The organism is Priestia sp. YIM B13551 (assembly GCF_042787905.1).
Classification (GTDB): Bacteria; Bacillota; Bacilli; order Bacillales; family Bacillaceae_H; genus Priestia.
Genome location: NZ_JBHZOX010000023.1, coordinates 1 through 18,818 on the forward strand (window position 1 = coordinate 1; position 18,818 = coordinate 18,818).

17 protein-coding genes and 2 riboswitches are annotated in these 18,818 nt (G+C 38.5%); of the genes, 3 read left to right on the forward strand and 14 right to left on the reverse strand.

Annotated elements, in window-relative coordinates:
• Positions 1 to 371: 371 nt before the first annotated feature.
• The 7 genes from ACFX4N_RS30450 to groES all read right to left on the reverse strand — a co-directional run bounded on the left by ACFX4N_RS30450 (position 372) and on the right by groES (position 10,308).
• Positions 372 to 1,697: an NCS2 family permease gene (locus tag ACFX4N_RS30450; RefSeq protein ID WP_013055032.1), complete on the reverse strand. Its 1,326-nt coding sequence runs from the start codon at positions 1,695 to 1,697 to the stop codon at positions 372 to 374.
• A 134-nt stretch (positions 1,698 to 1,831) separates the two neighbouring features.
• Positions 1,832 to 1,933, reverse strand: a riboswitch (purine riboswitch).
• A 97-nt stretch (positions 1,934 to 2,030) separates the two neighbouring features.
• The gene (guaA, locus tag ACFX4N_RS30455; RefSeq protein ID WP_028410369.1) at positions 2,031 to 3,560 is read right to left on the reverse strand and encodes a glutamine-hydrolyzing GMP synthase; all 1,530 of its coding nucleotides are present in this window, start codon (positions 3,558 to 3,560) and stop codon (positions 2,031 to 2,033) included.
• Between the two features lie 123 nt (positions 3,561 to 3,683).
• Positions 3,684 to 3,785, reverse strand: a riboswitch (purine riboswitch).
• Between the two features lie 39 nt (positions 3,786 to 3,824).
• Positions 3,825 to 6,017, reverse strand: coding sequence for a transglutaminase TgpA family protein (locus tag ACFX4N_RS30460; RefSeq protein ID WP_057274218.1), 2,193 nt, complete (start codon positions 6,015 to 6,017; stop codon positions 3,825 to 3,827).
• Positions 6,014 to 7,204: a DUF58 domain-containing protein gene (locus ACFX4N_RS30465; RefSeq protein WP_192101412.1), complete on the reverse strand. Its 1,191-nt coding sequence runs from the start codon at positions 7,202 to 7,204 to the stop codon at positions 6,014 to 6,016. The genes ACFX4N_RS30460 and ACFX4N_RS30465 overlap by 4 nt, the downstream gene beginning before the upstream one ends.
• A gap of 11 nt (positions 7,205 to 7,215) precedes the next feature.
• Positions 7,216 to 8,166, reverse strand: coding sequence for an AAA family ATPase (locus tag ACFX4N_RS30470; protein WP_057274216.1), 951 nt, complete (start codon positions 8,164 to 8,166; stop codon positions 7,216 to 7,218).
• Between the two features lie 158 nt (positions 8,167 to 8,324).
• Positions 8,325 to 9,956 (reverse strand): chaperonin GroEL, encoded by a 1,632-nt coding sequence (groL, locus tag ACFX4N_RS30475; RefSeq protein ID WP_192101411.1) that lies wholly within the window; start codon positions 9,954 to 9,956, stop codon positions 8,325 to 8,327.
• A 67-nt stretch (positions 9,957 to 10,023) separates the two neighbouring features.
• On the reverse strand, positions 10,024 to 10,308 hold the full coding sequence (groES, locus tag ACFX4N_RS30480; protein WP_013055026.1) for a co-chaperone GroES: 285 nt from the start codon (positions 10,306 to 10,308) through the stop codon (positions 10,024 to 10,026).
• A 299-nt stretch (positions 10,309 to 10,607) separates the two neighbouring features.
• Between groES and ACFX4N_RS30485 the strand changes: the two genes are divergently transcribed.
• Both ACFX4N_RS30485 and ACFX4N_RS30490 read left to right on the forward strand, forming a co-directional pair.
• Positions 10,608 to 11,336 (forward strand): CPBP family intramembrane glutamic endopeptidase, encoded by a 729-nt coding sequence (locus tag ACFX4N_RS30485; protein WP_013055025.1) that lies wholly within the window; start codon positions 10,608 to 10,610, stop codon positions 11,334 to 11,336.
• Positions 11,333 to 11,560 carry a YdiK family protein gene (locus ACFX4N_RS30490; protein WP_013055024.1) on the forward strand — a complete coding sequence of 76 codons (228 nt, stop codon included), beginning with the start codon at positions 11,333 to 11,335 and terminating at the stop codon, positions 11,558 to 11,560. The genes ACFX4N_RS30485 and ACFX4N_RS30490 overlap by 4 nt, the downstream gene beginning before the upstream one ends.
• Before the next feature lie 26 nt (positions 11,561 to 11,586).
• Here the strand turns inward: ACFX4N_RS30490 and tatC are convergent, their stop codons facing one another.
• From tatC to ACFX4N_RS30505, 3 genes are read right to left on the reverse strand one after another with little or no spacing between them, the layout of a single operon-like run.
• On the reverse strand, positions 11,587 to 12,342 hold the full coding sequence (gene tatC, locus ACFX4N_RS30495; RefSeq protein ID WP_013055023.1) for a twin-arginine translocase subunit TatC: 756 nt from the start codon (positions 12,340 to 12,342) through the stop codon (positions 11,587 to 11,589).
• A 15-nt stretch (positions 12,343 to 12,357) separates the two neighbouring features.
• Positions 12,358 to 12,543, reverse strand: coding sequence for a twin-arginine translocase TatA/TatE family subunit (gene tatA / locus ACFX4N_RS30500; RefSeq protein ID WP_013055022.1), 186 nt, complete (start codon positions 12,541 to 12,543; stop codon positions 12,358 to 12,360).
• Positions 12,544 to 12,596: 53 nt separating this feature from the next.
• Entirely contained in the window at positions 12,597 to 13,235 is a 639-nt protein-coding gene (locus ACFX4N_RS30505) for a redox-sensing transcriptional repressor Rex (protein WP_013055021.1), read from the reverse strand.
• A 458-nt stretch (positions 13,236 to 13,693) separates the two neighbouring features.
• On the opposite strand from ACFX4N_RS30505, the gene ACFX4N_RS30510 reads away from it, so the two are divergent.
• Positions 13,694 to 15,628, forward strand: coding sequence for an ABC-F family ATP-binding cassette domain-containing protein (locus ACFX4N_RS30510; protein ID WP_057274215.1), 1,935 nt, complete (start codon positions 13,694 to 13,696; stop codon positions 15,626 to 15,628).
• 254 nt (positions 15,629 to 15,882) lie between these two features.
• Here ACFX4N_RS30510 and tsaD read toward each other — a convergent pair whose 3' ends face one another.
• From tsaD to tsaE, 4 genes are read right to left on the reverse strand one after another with little or no spacing between them, the layout of a single operon-like run.
• Positions 15,883 to 16,899 carry a tRNA (adenosine(37)-N6)-threonylcarbamoyltransferase complex transferase subunit TsaD gene (gene tsaD / locus ACFX4N_RS30515; RefSeq protein ID WP_013055019.1) on the reverse strand — a complete coding sequence of 339 codons (1,017 nt, stop codon included), beginning with the start codon at positions 16,897 to 16,899 and terminating at the stop codon, positions 15,883 to 15,885.
• Positions 16,896 to 17,345: a ribosomal protein S18-alanine N-acetyltransferase gene (gene rimI / locus ACFX4N_RS30520; RefSeq protein ID WP_013055018.1), complete on the reverse strand. Its 450-nt coding sequence runs from the start codon at positions 17,343 to 17,345 to the stop codon at positions 16,896 to 16,898. Before rimI ends, tsaD begins: the two co-directional genes overlap by 4 nt.
• A 14-nt stretch (positions 17,346 to 17,359) precedes the next feature.
• The gene (tsaB, locus tag ACFX4N_RS30525; protein ID WP_014461962.1) at positions 17,360 to 18,058 is read right to left on the reverse strand and encodes a tRNA (adenosine(37)-N6)-threonylcarbamoyltransferase complex dimerization subunit type 1 TsaB; all 699 of its coding nucleotides are present in this window, start codon (positions 18,056 to 18,058) and stop codon (positions 17,360 to 17,362) included.
• Positions 18,055 to 18,525 carry a tRNA (adenosine(37)-N6)-threonylcarbamoyltransferase complex ATPase subunit type 1 TsaE gene (tsaE, locus tag ACFX4N_RS30530; RefSeq protein WP_013081426.1) on the reverse strand — a complete coding sequence of 157 codons (471 nt, stop codon included), beginning with the start codon at positions 18,523 to 18,525 and terminating at the stop codon, positions 18,055 to 18,057. The genes tsaB and tsaE overlap by 4 nt, the downstream gene beginning before the upstream one ends.
• Positions 18,526 to 18,818 lie beyond the last annotated feature (293 nt).

Genomic DNA, 18,818 nt, shown 5'->3' on the forward strand with positions numbered 1-18,818 from the left:
ATGTTTGACTTGCTCATTTAAAAAATAAAAATTAACGTTGACGTTTGTCGCTTTGTTCAGTTTTCAAAGTTCAACCGTTGCTCTGAAGCAACTTTATTAGTATAACATTCTATCATTTTGATGTCAACATCTTTTTTAAGATGTTTCTCTCAACTGCGCTGTTCATCAGCGACATTTAATAATTTACCATATATAACATATAGAGTCAATCGTTTTTCTAAAAAACTTTATAAATAAAAAAGTTAATGAAGTAAACCTTCAGTAAAACGATTGAATACTCTCTATTACAATAGCAATCTAGCCGCTATGCAGTTTTCTTATCTTACCATAAAAAAAAAGCCCAGTCATTAAACTGAGCTTTTTTATTTAAACTATTCTGCTAAGAATGCAAAATAGAGTATGAAGATGATACAGAGAGCATACATAATTGGATGAACTTCTTTTCCACGCTTGCTACATAACATTGTAATAGGATAAAAGATAAAACCAACCGCAATACCTGTTGCAATACTGTATGTTAATGGCATCATAATTACCGTGAAAAATGCGGGAACTGCTACTTCGAACTCTTTCCAATTAATTTCTCCTAAATTTGACACCATCAGAGCTCCTACCGTAATTAAAGCTGGCGCAGTAACAGCTGGTGTTACGACCGCTAACAATGGAGAAAAGAACAGTGCAACTAAGAAAAACGCCGCCGTTACGATTGCAGTAAATCCTGAACGTCCGCCCGCTGCTACTCCAGCCGTAGACTCTACATAAGCTGTTGTTGACGAGGTACCAAGAACAGCACCAACTACAATCGCACTAGAATCTGCCAATAACGCTCTGCCCGCTCGCGGAAGTTTATTATCTTTCATAAGCCCAGCTTGACTCGCTACAGCAACCATCGTACCTGCTGTATCGAAGAAATCAACAAATAAGAAAGTTAAAATGACGACTAGCATCTTTACAGTAAAGATATCACCGATATTTTGAAAAGCTGCCCCAAACGTCGGATCAAGACTAGGAACTGATGAAACAACTGCTTTAGGTGTATCAATTAAACCAAAAGCCATACCTGCTACAGCCGTTACAATCATACCGATAAATACAGCTGCATTTACTCGAAGCACCATTAATACAATAGTAATTACAATCCCAAAAACCGCAAGTAACGTTGTTGGGTTAGTTAAATCACCCAGTCCAACAAATGTGGCATCATCTTTGACGATGATTCCGGCACCTTTCATACCAATAAAACTAATAAATAAACCAATACCTGCTCCAACAGCCATTTTTAATTCAATAGGAATAGAATTAATAATTTTTTCTCGCAGGCTTGTTAATGTTAAAAGAATAAAAATAACACCTGATATCATAACACCTGTTAAAGCCGTCTGCCATGGAATTCCCATTGTCAGAACAACTGTATAAGCAAAAAATGCGTTTAATCCCATACCTGGAGCTAATGAAATTGGATATCTACCAAGCACTCCCATAACAATTGATCCCAAAGCTGCAGCTAAAGCAGTAGCTGTAAATACAGCCCCTTGGTCCATTCTCATACTGTCAGGTAGATCCTTTACATCACTTAGTGATAGCACAGATGGATTAACAAATAAAATGTAAGCCATAGATAGAAAAGTTGTAAGGCCAGCTATAAACTCTTTTCGATAGCTAGTACCCAGCTCTTCAAAACGAAAATACTTCTTCACGTTTTTTCCTCCCTTTATAGAAGCCGCATGCACTTAGGCAAGCCATAAAAAATGCCTCTACACTATGGCGCGTAAAGGCATAAAATCGACTAAAAGAGAAATGTATGAGCCAAAAAAACAAAAGATTTTTATACATACATGTATTACTTTCTCGTAGTCAAGCCATTTACGGTAGCTCGGTAGAAACTTTTGGGCCTTATCCCCAAGATTATACGACATTAAAGCTATATCTCGCTATTTTATGTTACTATCCTACCATTAACTTTTTAAAAAAGTCAACAAAAAACGAACATTCTTATAAAAGAATGTTCGTTTGTTCGGTTTTCTTACATATTATTCCCATTCAATTGTTGCAGGTGGCTTACTTGTAATATCGTACACTACGCGGTTAATATGCTTAACTTCGTTTACAATACGCGTTGAGATAACTTCAAGCACATCCCAAGGAATACGCGCCCAGTCAGAAGTCATACCATCAATCGATGTAACAGCACGAATACCGATTGTGTAATCATACGTACGAGCATCTCCCATTACACCTACACTGCGGATGTCAGGAAGAACCGTAAAGTATTGCCAGATATCGCGCTCTAAGTCAGCTTTTGCAATTTCTTCACGTAAAATAGCATCCGACTCACGTACAATTTCTAACTTCTCTTCTGTAATTGCACCAAGTACACGAATACCTAGACCTGGTCCTGGGAAAGGTTGACGCCAAACGATGTTATCAGGGATACCTAATTCAGAACCTAATGCACGTACTTCATCTTTGAATAGCGTGTTTAACGGTTCGATTAGTTTGAACTGCATATCTTCCGGTAATCCACCTACGTTGTGGTGAGATTTGATCGTTTGAGCTGTAGCTGTCCCACTCTCGATAATATCTGTGTATAGCGTACCTTGAGCTAGGAAATCAAACCCTTTTAATTTAGCAGCTTCGTCATCGAATACATAGATAAATTCATTACCGATGATTTTACGCTTTTGTTCAGGATCTGATACGCCGTTTAATTTTTCTAAGAAGCGATCTTTTGCATCGATTTTAATTACGTTCATATTAAAGCCTTCGCTGAATGTTTCCATTACGCTTTCCGCTTCACCTTTACGTAATAAACCGTGATCTACGAACATACATGTTAACTGATCACCAATTGCTTTGTGAATTAATACAGCTACTACTGAAGAGTCTACTCCACCGCTAAGTGCGCAAAGTACTTTTCTATCTCCAACTGTTTCACGGATTTTATCCATTTCAACTTCAATGAAGTTCTCGATTGACCAGTTTGCTTCAGCATGACATACTTCAAACACGAAGTTCTTTAAGATATGGTTACCGTGCACTGAATGGCGAACTTCTGGATGGAACTGCACTCCGTACATATTCTTTTCTTTGTTACTCATTGCGGCAATTGGACAAGATGGGCTAGTTGCGTCCACTTCAAAACCAGCTGGTGTTTCTACAACTAAATCACCGTGACTCATCCAAACAACTTGTTCTTTTGGCAACTCATGGTACATTAATGAATCGTTTTGTACGTTAATCGCTGCTTTACCATATTCACGATGGCTAGCACCTTCTACCTTCCCGCCAAAATGATGAGTCATTAATTGCATTCCATAACAAATACCTAAAACAGGAATACCTAATTCAAAAATGTTTTCATCGCAGTGAAATGCGTTTTCACCGTACACACTGTTTGGGCCTCCAGAGAAAATAATTCCCTTTGGATTTAATGCTTTAATCTCTTCTGCTGTAATTGTGTGCGGATGCAATTCACTATATACTCCGAACTCGCGAATGCGACGCGTAATCAGTTGGTTATATTGACTACCAAAATCTAATACAACAATCATGCCTTCCATCTTGTTCACCTCTCCGAATGTGTAAATAATCACTTGTTATTATGCCCTAAAATATAAAAAAAACTAGACTTCTCCCTCAAAAAACAAAGGCAGAAGTCTAGTTGAGCACGACGTTTATCGTCAAATAGACTGTTCTGCCTTCATAGTCAGATCGTTTAAGGTGACCCGGTAGAGACTCTCGAACCATATTATCGAGGATATATGAAGGTATACGAAACATTTATAGTAAGTTCGAGAATATTCTATCAATCCGCGAAACAATGGTCAAGAACTCGTTTTTTTGATTAAATTTTCCCACAATTCAATCGACTCTTTCCATTCTTTTATGGAATCTGCATTTCGATACAAAACCCGCTCATATTTTTCCGTTAATTTTAGCATATTTACCGTATTTAATTTTTCGTCTACTTCTCCTGCAAAGTCGCGCAGCGTTTGACTTTCTTGCCGCTTTAGTCCATTTGCAGCGAGTCTTTTAAGTAAAAAAGCATACGCTGATTCAAAGGTTTCCACTCTCTCTTTCTTTTTATAAAAAGAGATATAAAAAGGTAAAAACCATTTAAATCGATTGAGATATATTACTATTAACATAACTACAATCAGTCCGTAAAAAAGCACTTTCCACTTCATAGACAACTTAGCATTTTGAAGAGAAGCTGTTTTTTCTTTCGCTTTTTCTTCTTGTGCCGGAAGCTCTTTTTCCTTAGGCTGCTCCTTCACTTGCGTTTCTTGTTTCTCTTCTTCCCTCTGACTATTTTCACTAGAGTTGTTAGATTGGCTATCTACAAAATCATAAGGATTAGAAAAACTTTTTGTTGGTTCAAAAGGTACCCAACCCGCTCCTGGAAAATAGACTTCGACCCAAGAATGAGCATTATTTTGTGTAATTTCATAGGTTGTCCACTTACTACTTCCTGAAATGACGGTGGCATCACCTTCTGTATAGCCCTTTACCCACCGAGCAGGAATATCTAATGAACGAAGCAGCACGACCATAGAAGTAGAGAAGTTATCACAGTACCCTCTTTTTGTATCAAATAAAAATTGATCCACATAATCTTTATTTTTCGTAGGAATTGGAACATTTTCAGTATCATATACATATGGATTTGATCGGAAGTATTCTTCAAAGGCTTTCGCTTTTTCATAACGATTGTTCTTATTTTTTGTTACCTCACGAGCTAAATCCTTTACTCGTTTCGGCAAGTTAGCAGGAAGTTGTGTATACCTTGCTATAAATTCGTTATTATTCTCTAGACTCTCTGCTTTTTTTTCCTCTGCTTGCTGAAGAAGTCCAATATCAAATACAGGATATTTATACGTCAGCTCAGACGACTGAACAGTAACAAGCTTGTCATTTTGATAAGGATATAATTTTTCATTTGTCGGTGTAACATCGGTTTGAATGCCATTTTTTAAGGTTAGCGACAGCAGTTGAGGAACATGCATAAGATGAACAGAAGGCTGCGAATAGGTAACTTCTGCTTTTCTTACTTGTCCTGCTACACTTGAGTCATATTGAGGGAGTAAGTTTTCATTTCCTTTAAAGGGCACTTTTTCTTCCTCTTTAGACAGCTCCCACCCCTTACCTGTATAAACATCCTTCGTTTCAATACGCCAATAGTGCTCATCCTCTACTTTGGCTGTAAACACAACCGTATCATCATTGACAAACGATCCCCCCAATTTAGAATCGTCCATATCATAGCCAATTCGTTGGCCGCTTGGAGATTCTCCCTGTCCTTGATTTGTTGTATGCGCTGTGATAAAAGGTACGGGATCTGGCCACTGCGGCCCTGGTTTAGGGGCGAGATAAGCCAGCACAATGACGATAGCTAAAAAGCTGCCCAGAAAAAGAAACGATCGTCTTCTATTTTCTAAACGCTCAGTGCTCGCAGCTTTTATACGTTCAGGATTTATGCGAAGCATGGCTATTAATAAAAATCCGATAATCGTCACACGAATAATAGCAGCTCCCGCATCGTAAGTAGAAAAGGTATCCAACACGGTAATATACAAAATGGTTAAGAAGAAAAAGAAGAAAATTCTTTTTTGATAAAAGATCCAATATCGAATTAAATAAGCCATAATCCAAAGCAGCACAAAAAATAAAGTGCTCCTCATTTCAAATGATAAATTCGCTATATTCCACTCCATGATACTTTGTGCATCTGACTGAAGAATTCCCAACAGTCTCGGAAGCCAGTCTGAAGAAAAGAAGGCTCCTTGAAAATAAAGATTGTGAAGCGAAAACAAAATAAACAATATACTCCCTAACGTCATCACGATAAACGGCAAGCGAAACGTTAAACACAAAAAACAGTAAGCAACAAACAAGATAAAGTACTGAATTTGATTGGTATCCGTCACTTCATTTAAAGGAAGAAGCCATTCCACTAATAAAAAGAATGCTCCCGCGTACAATAAGATGTTTTTTACATACAAAGCTGATTTATTCACTTATTTCCGCCCTCACTTCCTTTAGATGATAGAGGAAGAGGAATATTAACGACTTCAATCGTTAAAGCAGAAGATTGTATTCCATTTACAATAACCGTCTCTTCGTCACTAAGCCCTGCTCCTTCATCTTTAACGACAATTATTGATGCCTTAGCATGGAGACTCAGCTTAGATTGAACCTGCCCAATAAGAGTCCCTGTAACTTGACTGACAATGACCATAAAAGAATGCTGTTTTTGAATGGCAATACTCTTAAATTCTGTTTCGAATGCTCGATTGTTAACAGGCTGGGCACGTGCTAAGTGATACAACAGGTTATCAGACTCACTTTGTTCAGAGGTTTTTGGTGAAAAAATTGCATCTCCAGCTAAAAGAAAATCGACTTTTTTACGCTTGGTTTCTTCGTGAATGAGCATGGATGCCAGAAAGCTCATTCGTTCTTCAAAGTATAGAGAGCTTATAACATCTGCAATGATAATCATACTCCGTTCATGATAATGACCGAACTCTTTAGAAATCAGCGTAGCTTTACGAGCCGTCGCCTTCCAATCAATAGACCCTAATCGGTCACCCGGCTGATATTCTCTAATGCCTGTCACTAACGTAGTAGATTGATTCCCCGTCGAAACTTCATTTTTCCCTTCTTCTATTCCTGCTAAAAGAAACGGAATATCTATCTCATGAATCTGAGGATAAACGATAAATCGCTGCTGCAGCGGATAATATGCCTTCTTTTTTACAATTCCTAATAAATCACTCAGTTCAATCGAAATCGTAAAAAATTCATATTCTCCTCTTTCTACAAACGATCTTTTATACGGAATAACGGCGTTTCGTTGAAAAAGCGGATAAATTGTTCTTTCTTCTTGATCTAAAAAGTTACTCTCCTCTTTCACTGCTGCCATATAAACAGGAAAAGCCGAGGAGCGTGTAATGTGAATGTCATACGAAAGATGATCTCCAGCGAATCGAGGCTGTAGCTTCACATCACGAGTAACATTCCATTTCTTTAACGGATAAAGCAAAACGGCTACCGCATATAACCCAAAAGGTAAGAAGCTATAAAATAAAAACCAGCTGACAAATCCCCCTTGAAACATGGCGTAAGAAAACGTAGCAGCAAAGATGCAAAATAAAACGAACCAGTCTCTACATTTATTCCATATCACTTTTATATACTGTTTCATAAAGTACCCTCTTACCTTTTAACAGGTACTTTCGTATCAGCCATAATTTGCTTCATCACATCACTCGCTGTTAAGCCGCTGTACTGGGTATCAGGTCTTAGCGTTAATCGATGTGCACACACATACGAAGCAAGCTCTTGAACATCATCAGGAAGACAGTAATCTCTTCCCTTCACTAAAGCATATGCTTGAACGGCCTTCATAAATGAAACCGTTCCACGAGGACTAATACCTAACGAAACATGTGGATGAGAGCGCGTTTTACGAATGATTTCAATGATATAGTGCTTGATCGCATCGTCTACATAAATACTGCTTACAGCTTTTTGAGCCTGTACTAATTCTGGAATGCTCATGACGGGTTTGACATCTTCAAGATTGATCTGGGTGGATACGCCATTTAAAATTTGAAGCTCCTCTTCTTGCGTAGGATACCCCATGCTTAATTTGAATAAAAAACGATCCAGCTGCGCTTCCGGCAAATGATAGGTCCCATCAAAATCAACAGGATTTTGAGTAGCCATCACAAAAAAAGGTGCTGGAATTTCCCGGGTGATACCATCGGTTGTTACATGATGCTCAGCCATTGCTTCTAAAAGCGCCGATTGGGTTTTAGGAGAAGTCCTGTTAATCTCATCAGCTAGTACAATGTGGCTCATGATAGGACCTGGACGAAAATGAAATTCCATGTCTTTCGGACTGTAGATAGAAACACCTGTTACATCGGACGGCAGCAAATCAGGCGTGAATTGAATTCGTTTAAACTCGGCATCAATCGATTTGGCCAGTGCCTTCACGAGCATCGTTTTCCCCACACCCGGCACATCTTCAAGCAAAATATGCCCCTTTGCAAGCAAAGCAACTAAACTCAACGTAGATACATGACGCTTTCCAATTACAATTTGATCGATGTTTTCTAATACTTGATTTAATTTACTATTAATATGATCGAGCTGAATCAACGAAGCTCCCCCTTAAAACTCAGTTAAGCCTTGAGTTTAGTATGTTTTTCACTAAACATAGTACTATCTTAACAAATTTTAAAAAAATCTGAAAATATTAATGCACGCAAAAAAGCGACCAAGTGAGTACTTGATCGCTTTTTCAGAGAGGGCAGTGATTACATCATGCCGCCCATTCCACCCATGCCGCCCATGTCAGGCATTGCAGGAGCTGCGTTTTCTTCTGGCTTGTCAGCAACAACTGCTTCAGTTGTTAAGAACATAGCTGCTACAGAAGAAGCATTTTGAAGAGCTGAACGCGTTACTTTTGTTGGGTCAACGATACCAGTGTCTAGCATATTTACCCACTCGCCAGTTGCAGCGTTAAATCCAGTTCCAACTGCTTCGCCTTTTAGACGCTCAACGATTACGGATCCTTCTAAACCAGCGTTGTGAGCGATTTGACGTACAGGCTCTTCAATCGCACGTAATACGATGTTGATACCTGTAGCAGTGTCACCGTCAGCTTCGATGCTTGCTACTTTATTATAGATATTTACTAATGCAGTACCACCACCAGCTACGATACCTTCTTCAACCGCAGCGCGCGTAGAGTTTAATGCATCTTCAATACGTAATTTACGTTCTTTTAACTCAGTTTCAGTTGCCGCACCAACTTTAATTACAGCTACGCCACCAGCAAGTTTTGCTAAGCGCTCTTGTAATTTTTCGCGGTCAAACTCTGAAGTTGTTTCTTCAAGCTGAGCTTTGATTTGGTTTACGCGTGCTAGGATATCTTCTGCGTTTCCTGCACCGTTTACAACTGTTGTATTTTCTTTTGTTACAACAATTTTAGAAGCGCGACCTAATTGGTCGATGCTTGCTGTTTTCAGGTCAAGACCAAGCTCTTCAGTGATTACTTCTCCGCCTGTTAAGATCGCAACGTCTTGTAGCATTGCTTTACGACGATCACCGAAACCAGGAGCTTTAACAGCTACAGCTGTAAATGTACCGCGAAGTTTGTTCACAACTAATGTTGCTAAAGCTTCGCCTTCTACGTCTTCAGCGATGATTAATAGAGGCTTGCCTTGTTGAACAACTTGCTCTAATACCGGTAAGATTTCTTGAATGTTACCAATTTTTTTGTCTGTAATTAAGATGTACGGGTCATTTAATACAGCTTCCATTTTATCTGAATCAGTTACCATGTAAGGAGATGCATATCCACGGTCAAACTGCATACCTTCTACCACTTCTAATTCAGTTGTGAAACCTTTTGACTCTTCAAGTGTGATAACGCCGTCGTTACCAACGCGCTCCATTGCTTCAGCGATTAGTTGACCTACTTCTTCGTCAGCCGCTGAGATAGCCGCTACTTGAGCAATTGAATCTTTACCTTGAATTGGTTTAGAGATTGCTTTTAGTTCTTCAACCGCTACAGCTACTGCTTTTTCCATACCTTTACGGATACCCATTGGGTTAGCACCAGCCGTTACGTTTTTAAGGCCTTCTCTGATCATTGCTTGCGCTAAAACTGTTGCAGTAGTTGTACCGTCACCAGCAACGTCGTTTGTTTTGCTAGCAACTTCAGCTACTAATTTAGCACCCATATTTTCAAATGCGTCTTCTAATTCGATTTCTTTTGCAATTGTTACACCGTCATTTGTAATAAGCGGTGAACCGAATTTCTTTTCTAATACAACGTTACGACCTTTTGGTCCAAGCGTTACTTTTACCGCATTTGCTAATGTATCTACACCACGTAGCATTGCGCGACGTGCTTCTTCGCTAAATTTAATGTCTTTTGCCATGTTCTTTGACCTCCTCAAGATGTTCTTAATAATCTATTTTTTACGTATGATAAGTTTGTGGTTAAAATTAGCCGATTACAGCTAAAATATCGCTTTCGCGTAAAATTAAGTATTCAGTACCTTCATATTTCACTTCAGTACCTGCATATTTTGAGAAGATGATACGATCGCCTGCAGCTACTTCTAAAGCTACACGCTCACCGCTTTCTAATACTCGGCCTGTACCAACAGCCACAATTTTACCCTCTTGTGGTTTTTCTTTTGCACTGTCCGGTAACACGATACCGCTTGCTGTTTTTTCCTCAGATTTTACAAGTTCAATCACTACGCGATCACCTAATGGCTTTAACAAGTGAAACAACCTCCTCAAATAATATGTTTGCATTTTTATTAGCACTCAACCTCAACGAGTGCTAACACAATTATTATATTAAAACAAAGTGGGTTTTTTTTGCAAGTATTAAACAAAAAAAATTTAAAATTTACGACAACTACATATAATAGTCTTAGATTTCGACGATTTTGAGAAATAAAGCATTCTTTTCTCTGTTCAATAATATGTATGTTACAATACGAGCAAGAAGAAATTACTAACTTCACAGTACTTCTTCGACATATATACATAAAAACCTTTTAAAGGAGTATAGAAGATTGGAAAAACGTTATTGGTATGTTATCCTCACCTACATCCTTATGCAGTTTTCAGGAGTTGTTGGTATACCGCTGTTAAAATTAACAGGAATGTTTGATCAATATCCAGTTCGAACAGCGAATGTCATGCTTTTGACTTATTGGACCATCATTAGCTTTATCCTTGGTTTACTTATTGTCTTACTGCTGCTGCGCCGTGACATGTCCATGCGTATAGAACATGCGGGAACAACGGTAACTGTTGTCTGGTCAGTCCTTGGGGTGTTCTTGGCTATGGCTGGTCAAGCTGTAGCAGGTATGATTGAGCACGCTCTTGGCATTACCCAAGTATCTGAAAACACACAAAATATTGTTAATCTTGTTAAAGCAACGCCGTTCCTCATTGTCGTTACGTCTGTTATTGGACCAATTCTAGAAGAGATTATTTTTCGAAAGATTATTTTCGGCTCTCTTCACAAACGATATAATTTTTTTATCTCTGCATTTATTAGTTCCCTTATTTTCGCTGCCGTACACTGGGATTTTAAACATTTGCTCGTGTATACAGCCATGGGATTTGTATTTGCATTCCTTTATGCAAGAACAAAACTAATTATTGTACCCATTATTGCTCACGTGTTGATGAATACAATCGTTATTTTATCTCAAACTATTTTTGCAGATAAAATTATAGAAATGCAAAAGCAAGCAGAACAAATGCAGTTTATTTTTGGAGGCATGTTTTTATGAAGAATATCCCTTTAACACGAGGGTTTATTTATATTATTATGGGGATTTTATTCACCTACCTGGCCATTCAAAATGCTCAGGAAACCGTGTGGAACTTCCCTACGATCTTATTTGCACTCGTAGCCGCATTCGATTTCAGATTTGCGGTTCGCATTTTTATCTTGCACTATAAAATTAAAAAGTTGCAGCAGCAATATAAAAATCAAGATGATTCATCTAAATAAAAAAAACCACTGTTTCAGTGGTTTTTTTACATACTAACATCTTCTCTTTCTTGCTCTGCCCTTGCCTTTAACACTTTGCGATACGAAATGCGGGAAATAATGATGCTGATTTCATACAAAATTAAGAGCGGCACTGTCACCATCATGTGCGAGAGCAATTCCGGCGGTGTAATAAGTGCGGCAATAACTAGCAGTACGAAATAGGCATACTTTCGAATTTGAGATAAAAACATAGGCGTTATAATTCCTAATCGCGTCAAAAACATGACGACGACAGGAAGCTGAAACAACAGGCCAAAAGGCAGTGTGAGCTGCATTAAAAAAGAAAAGTATTCATTAATGCCAATCACTTGGTTTACATTCAGCTCATCAGAAACGCGCGTCATAAAATCGACGACAAATGGAAACAACACAAAATAAGAAAAAGAGACACCGCCGATAAAGAGAAAAATGGAAACAGGAATATATCCAAGCGTTACCTTACGCTCTTTTTCATATAAACCAGGACTAATAAATGCCCAAAGTTGATACAGTGCAACAGGAGCTGCAAGTACACAGCCGATAATAACAGCAAACTGCATATAAATCTTAACTGGATCTGTTAGCCTAAATGCATTCATCGTTAAATTTTTTGCCTCATCAGCATGCTGTAAATAGACAATAACCTTATCCGCTATAAAAAAGCCGCCAATTGTGGCAATGACAAAGAAAAATAAAACAATTAAAATGCGTTTTCGCAGCTCTCCTATATGATCATATATTGACATTTCTTGTTCAGTCATACTATGATCACCCTTTTACTCTTTGTCATCTACTTGACGCTGTTTATCTTTTTCACGATCTTCTGATGCACCGCTAGCGGCATGCTTAAACTCTCTAAGCGTTTGCCCGACTGACCTTCCTAGCTCCGGTAACCGTTTCGGTCCAAAAATAAGCAGTGCTACAATCGCAATAATAATCCAACTGCCTGCTCCAATCCCCATATTCCCACTCTCCTTATTAATTTAGACTTAAGGAAATCGTAACACAGTCCACCTTATTCAACAGGATAATTTTTCAAAAAATAGACAAGCGACTGTAATTCTACAGCAAGATCAATATGATGTAGTCGAATCTCATCCGGTACGTTTAAGCGTGCAGGAGTGAAGTTTAGAATCCCTTTAATTCCGCAGTTCACTAAACGATCGGTAATTTGCTGAGCAACAGTGGCAGGAACGGTTAAAATCGCCACTGAGATATCATCACTCATATAATCTTCCAATTGGTCAAGGTGATAAACCGGCACGTCACCTACTTTTGTACCGACTTTATCTTCTATCACATCAAAAGCGCACTCAATTTTGGTGTTATTATTTTTAATAAAATTATAATTTAAAAAGGCCGTTCCCAGATTCCCCACGCCAATCAGTGCTACTTTCGTTACTTCATCTTGGTCTAACGTTTTACGGAAAAATGTAAGTAAATAATTCACATTGTAGCCGTATCCCTTTTTCCCTAATGCTCCAAAGTAAGAAAAGTCCCGACGAATAGTAGCAGAATCAACTTTCACTGCCTCACTTAACTCTGCTGACGAAACACGCTGTTTACCAGAAGCATGCAAGTTTTTTAAAAAACGATAATAAAGCGGCAATCGTTTAGCCGTTGCTTGTGGTATTTTTAATTGTTCAGTGTTCACGTTGTACCCCCTCAGTTCATGTATGTCATTACTAACATTTTCAAGTCATATTGCATTACCTTTCACAAAGCATCAACCGCTTTGAGGTAGCGCTTCCAATTCTCTCTCTTTTCTCTTGTTTTATATATACTCCGCTTCACACCCCGACGGCTTTTGTCTATCCAGCACTACTTAAAGTCGTTAGCTAGAACGAAGCAATTAGCCCTTCAAAGGATTCGTTTGTTAGTCATGATGGATTTTCTACATCCATCATATATAAGTTCAGAGATGCACTTATCTCTTATTTTAACATAGTATCCTGTATAAAATGTGCACGTAAAATCATTTTATTTCATGAATCAAAACATTCGCTTCATCATTTGTCCTTGTCCCTGTACAAATTACAAACGCTTGTAGGAAGAACTTGTAGTTGAAAATATGTTAAAATACACTATGGATATACTACTAGAGGTGAAAAAATGATTATTCTACAATTGAACGGTATTACAAAATACTATGGGGCAGAACCCATTTTATCGAATATAAAGTTAGAAGTACAATCAAAAGACCGCATTGCCCTAGTGGGACGAAACGGTGCTGGTAAATCAACTTTATTAAAAATTATTGCTGAGCAGCTTTCTTATGACAACGGAGAAATTATTAAACCTAAAGGTGTTTCCATTGATTATATGGGACAAGATACAGTTCTTGAGTCAACACTCTCCATATGGGAAGAAATGATGACTGTCTTTGCTCCGTTAAAGAAGATGGAAAAAGAATTACGTACGCTTGAAACGAAGATGGGCGATCCAGACATTTTTAATGATTCAGTTCAATACGAAAAACTAACCAAAGAGTACGATCAACTTCAAGTAACGTTCAAAGATTTAGGCGGCTATCAATATGAAGCGGATACACGATCTATTCTTCACGGTTTCCGTTTTTCAAACTTTGACTATAGCACCCCTATTTCCTCCTTGAGCGGTGGACAAAAAACACGCTTGGCTCTTGCAAAACTGCTTTTAACAAAGCCGGACTTGCTTATTCTCGATGAGCCTACCAACCACTTAGATATTGAAACTTTAGCATGGCTGGAACAGTTTCTGCAAGGGTATGAAGGAGCTATTTTAATTGTTTCACACGATCGTTACTTCCTTGATAAAGTCGTAAATCAAGTGTATGAAGTCACACAAAAAACAACGGTGAAGTACACGGGCAACTACTCTAAATACCTTGTACAAAAAGCAGAGCGATATGAAAAAGAGTTGCGTCAGTACGAAAAGCAGCAAGATGAAGTCGCAAAACTGAATGATTTTATTCAGCGAAACATCGCCCGCGCATCGACTACAAAACGTGCGCAAAGCAGACGTAAACAGCTCGATCGAATGGAGTTAATAAATCGACCTAACGAAGGCGAAAAATCAGCTAGTTTTTCGTTTGAAATTGAGCGTCAAAGCGGAAATGAAGTCTTAAATCTCGAAAACGTGTCTATTGGATATGATGAACACAAATATATTGTTCAGCAGGCAAACCTTCGGATTAAAAAAGGTGAAAGCCTTGCGTTGGTTGGCCCTAATGGAGTTGGGAAATCTACGTTATTAAAAGGTATTGTGGATAAACTAAGCTTCAAGACTGGAACCATTTCTTTTGGCTCAAACGTAATGGTTGGTTATTACGACCAAGAGCAAGCTAATTTAACGTCTAATAAGACCGTTTTAAATGAGCTTTGGGATGACTACCCATCCAAACCTGAAAAAGAAATTCGTACAGCGCTTGGAAATTTTCTGTTTTCAGGTGATGATGTACTGAAAATCGTTTCCACGCTTAGCGGTGGTGAAAAAGCACGTTTGGCTCTTGCGAAGCTTATGCTTCAAAAAGCTAATTTCTTAATTTTAGATGAACCTACTAACCATCTTGATTTAGATAGCAAACAAGTACTCGAGAATGCGTTAATCGATTACCCAGGAACTCTGTTATTTGTTTCACATGACCGTTATTTTATTAACCGTATTGCAAACAAAATAGCAGAGCTATCTCCTGAAGGGGTAGAAGAATTTCTTGGAGATTATGACTATTATGTAGAAAAGAAAGCAGAAATAGAGGAAATCAAAGAATTAGAAAATATAAAAACAAACGAAGAACGTACTGTAAAAGTAGATAAACAGTCCTATAAACAAGATAAAGAACAAAAGAAATTGATGAGGCAGCGAACGCGCCGCATTGAAGAAATTGAAACTGAAGTAAACAAATTAGAAGCCGCACAAGCGGAGAATGAAGAACTTCTTTGTGATCCTGAAATTTATCAAAACCACGAAGAAGTATCAAGATTAAACGGTGAAAATGAAAAAATTTCTTCACAGTTATCCACATTAATGGAAGAGTGGGAAGAATTACAGCTTCTTCTAGAAGAATAGCCTGTATTTTTTCGTATTTATTCATCCTATTTACTTGTTCATGCGCTTTAGAACAAGCTTTATCCACTCTGTGAATAAATAGTGGATATCTGTCTGATTTTCATAATTAAAACTTGTTGATAACAGGTCCGTGTACTGAGTGCACGGACTTTTCCACATAATTATCCACAGTTAATTCTAAATTTATTGAATATTGTTGATAAATCATTTTTATCCACAAAAAAGACGAATGAGAAATGAATCTCATTCGTCTCTTACTCTTCCAAGTCCAAACCGGGGTTTGCGTTTAATGACATATCTGAACGTTTTCCTTGAGCAAATCGTACACTTGCTGCTGCTCCAATCATTGCGGCATTATCCGTGCATAGAGACAGCGGCGGGATAATAAGCTCAATGTTTGATAAAGGTGCAAATGCCTCTTCTAGCGCTGCTCTAAGTCCTTTATTAGCAGCAACCCCTCCTGCTACTAACACTTGCTTAACGTTATATTCCTTTGCAGCTTTAACGGTTTTAGTTACTAACACATCAATAACACTCGCTTGAAAGCTAGCAGCAAGCGTTTGGGGAAGAATTTCTTCACCTTTTTGCTTCGCGTTGTGGACAGTGTTAATAACTGCTGATTTTAACCCACTGAAACTAAAATCATAGGATCCTTCTTCTAGCCAAGCACGCGGCAAATCAATTAATGGCTCTCCTTCATGTGCAAGGCGGTCAATATGCGGTCCGCCTGGATATGGAAGGTTTAACGTGCGGGCTACTTTATCGTAGGCTTCTCCTGCTGCATCATCTCTCGTTTCACCAATCACTTTAAACTGACCGTGACTTTCCATGTATACAAGCTCCGTATGCCCTCCAGATACAACTAGTGATAAAAGCGGGAATTCTAATTTTTTGATTAACTGATTTGCATAAATATGTCCTGCAATATGATGAACACCAATTAATGGCTTCTGATGTGCAAATGCTAGCGCTTTGGCTGCATTTACGCCAATAAGAAGTGCTCCCACAAGCCCAGGTCCTTCCGTTACAGCTATTGCATCAATATCTGCAAACGTCAAGTTCGCTTGATTTAAAGTTTCTTCAACTACTACCGTAATTTGTTCCACATGATGACGAGATGCAATCTCCGGTACGACACCGCCAAATCGTTTATGGCTTTCTATTTGTGATGCCACCACATTGGCTACAATTTCATGACCGTTTCGAATCACGGCTGCTGCTGTCTCATCACAGCTTGTTTCTAATGCTAAAATTAATTGATTTTTACTCATAAATTCACCCACATAACTAATGCATCCTCATTGTTATCAGAATAATAATTCTTACGAATACCTCCAGGTTTAAAACCTAGCTTTTGATACAATGATTGTGCAATATGATTAGATACCCTAACTTCTAATGTCATTGACGTAGCACCTAGTTTTCGAAGAACGTCCATCACGTTGCGCAGCAGCAATTCACCGAGTCCCTTACCTCGGTAGTCTGGCAATAGCGCAATGTTGGTTACATGTGCTTCGTCAATAACAATCCACGTTCCGCAATACCCAATAATATTTTCTCCTTCTTCCATCACAATGTAAGTTGAAAATTGATTATTGGTTAACTCATTTTGAAACGCTTCTGAACTCCAAGGTGTCGTAAAAGACTTCTCTTCGATTTTCACTACTTGATCAATATCTTTAACTTCCATTAAACGAAACTTAATTGTTAGTTTCATGTTTATACCTTCTTTTATCCTTTTTGCTGTGAAGCAAGCCAGTTGGCTTCGGCTTCAGCTAAACGAATGTAGTTCGGAACAAAAGTATGCACAGACTGCGGCTCTTTCTTCATTCCTAAGAAAGCCAATTCACTTGGTCTTGGATTAAACTGCTGAACATGGGCAAATACAGCTTGTTCACCCAACACTTCTTTTAACGCCTCTTCATGCATGGGAAGATCATTGCCTATGAATAAAATAGGTTTGTTGTATGACTTTAAATGTTCCGCCCAGTCCTTATTAATAACAAGTCGATCACTTTCAACTTCTAGAAGACCTCGTTCGTTATTCCATTCATATAGCCCTGTATAAAGCTGTTGACGGCGCGCATCAAATAACGGAGCAATATATCCATCAAAATAGCGACCGTTTGCTGCTAGTGCCTCAAGGCTAGATACGCCTATTAAAGGAATATTTAAAGTCCAAGCAAGTGTCTTGGCAATGGTAACGCCAATGCGTACACCTGTATAAGACCCAGGACCGTGCGCCACTACAATGCGGTCTAGCTCGCTTGGCGCAATATCACAATCTTTTAACAGAGATTCCACAGCGTTCATCACACGAACGGAGTGATTCTTTTTTAGATTCGTAATAATTTCTCCAATTACTTTGTTTTCTTCAACGACAGCAACACCCATGACAAAATTGGATGTATCAATGGCTAACATTTTCATCTTTTAAAAAGCTCCTTACATATTTCAACGTACCGACTCCCTATCGCTTTTACAAGGATTTTACGAGTCGTTTCGTTTTCATGGTAAATATTGATTTGAATATATTCATTAGGAAGCTGCTCTTCAATCAGATGAGCCCACTCCACGACCGTCACGCCATCTCCTTCAAAATACTCATCGAACCCTAGGTCTTCAAATTCATCCCCTAGACGGTACACATCCATATGATAAAGAGGAAGGCGACCGCTTTTGTATTCTTTAATGATAGTAAATGTCGGGCTATTCACATTGCGTTCAATTCCTAATCCTTTAGCTAAACTTTTTGTGAATGTTGTCTTTCCAGCCCCCAAATCGCCTTCGAGCAGCAGCACGTCACCAGCTTCTAATAAAGTTGCTAGACGAGCAGCCAGCTGATTAGTTTCATCAGGAGACGTAGACATAAACGTAAATTCGTTAATCTCTGTCATTCATTCAGAACCTCATTTCAATCTGTATATATATATTGTAAACGTTGTGGACTATACATATCCAGTAAGAAATCCAACAATCTTTAACATCGCAATTCTATAAAGAAATTTCTTTGTATATAAAAAATTCCTTAGGATTGCTCCTAAGGACGGTAAAGTTTTATATAAAAATGGTTCAAACAATAAAAAAGACGAAACACATTGTTTCGTTTCTAAAAAATGGCGGTCCCGACGGGAATCGAACCCGCGATCTCCTGCGTGACAGGCAGGCATGTTAACCGCTACACCACGGG

Excerpts from the sequence above, each read along its gene's own strand:
- guaA (WP_028410369.1), bottom strand. The coding sequence starts at position 3,560 with ATGGAAGGCATGATTGTTGTATTAGATTTTGGTAGTCAATATAACCAA.
- ACFX4N_RS30465 (WP_192101412.1), bottom strand. The coding sequence starts at position 7,204 with ATGAAACAGTATATAAAAGTGATATGGAATAAATGTAGAGACTGGTTC.
- groL (WP_192101411.1), bottom strand. The coding sequence starts at position 9,956 with ATGGCAAAAGACATTAAATTTAGCGAAGAAGCACGTCGCGCAATGCTA.
- ACFX4N_RS30490 (WP_013055024.1), top strand. The coding sequence starts at position 11,333 with ATGAAGAATATCCCTTTAACACGAGGGTTTATTTATATTATTATGGGG.
- tatC (WP_013055023.1), bottom strand. The coding sequence starts at position 12,342 with ATGACTGAACAAGAAATGTCAATATATGATCATATAGGAGAGCTGCGA.
- tatA (WP_013055022.1), bottom strand. The coding sequence starts at position 12,543 with ATGGGGATTGGAGCAGGCAGTTGGATTATTATTGCGATTGTAGCACTG.
- ACFX4N_RS30510 (WP_057274215.1), top strand. The coding sequence starts at position 13,694 with ATGATTATTCTACAATTGAACGGTATTACAAAATACTATGGGGCAGAA.
- tsaD (WP_013055019.1), bottom strand. The coding sequence starts at position 16,899 with ATGAGTAAAAATCAATTAATTTTAGCATTAGAAACAAGCTGTGATGAG.
- rimI (WP_013055018.1), bottom strand. The coding sequence starts at position 17,345 with ATGAAACTAACAATTAAGTTTCGTTTAATGGAAGTTAAAGATATTGAT.
- tsaB (WP_014461962.1), bottom strand. The coding sequence starts at position 18,058 with ATGAAAATGTTAGCCATTGATACATCCAATTTTGTCATGGGTGTTGCT.
- tsaE (WP_013081426.1), bottom strand. The coding sequence starts at position 18,525 with ATGACAGAGATTAACGAATTTACGTTTATGTCTACGTCTCCTGATGAA.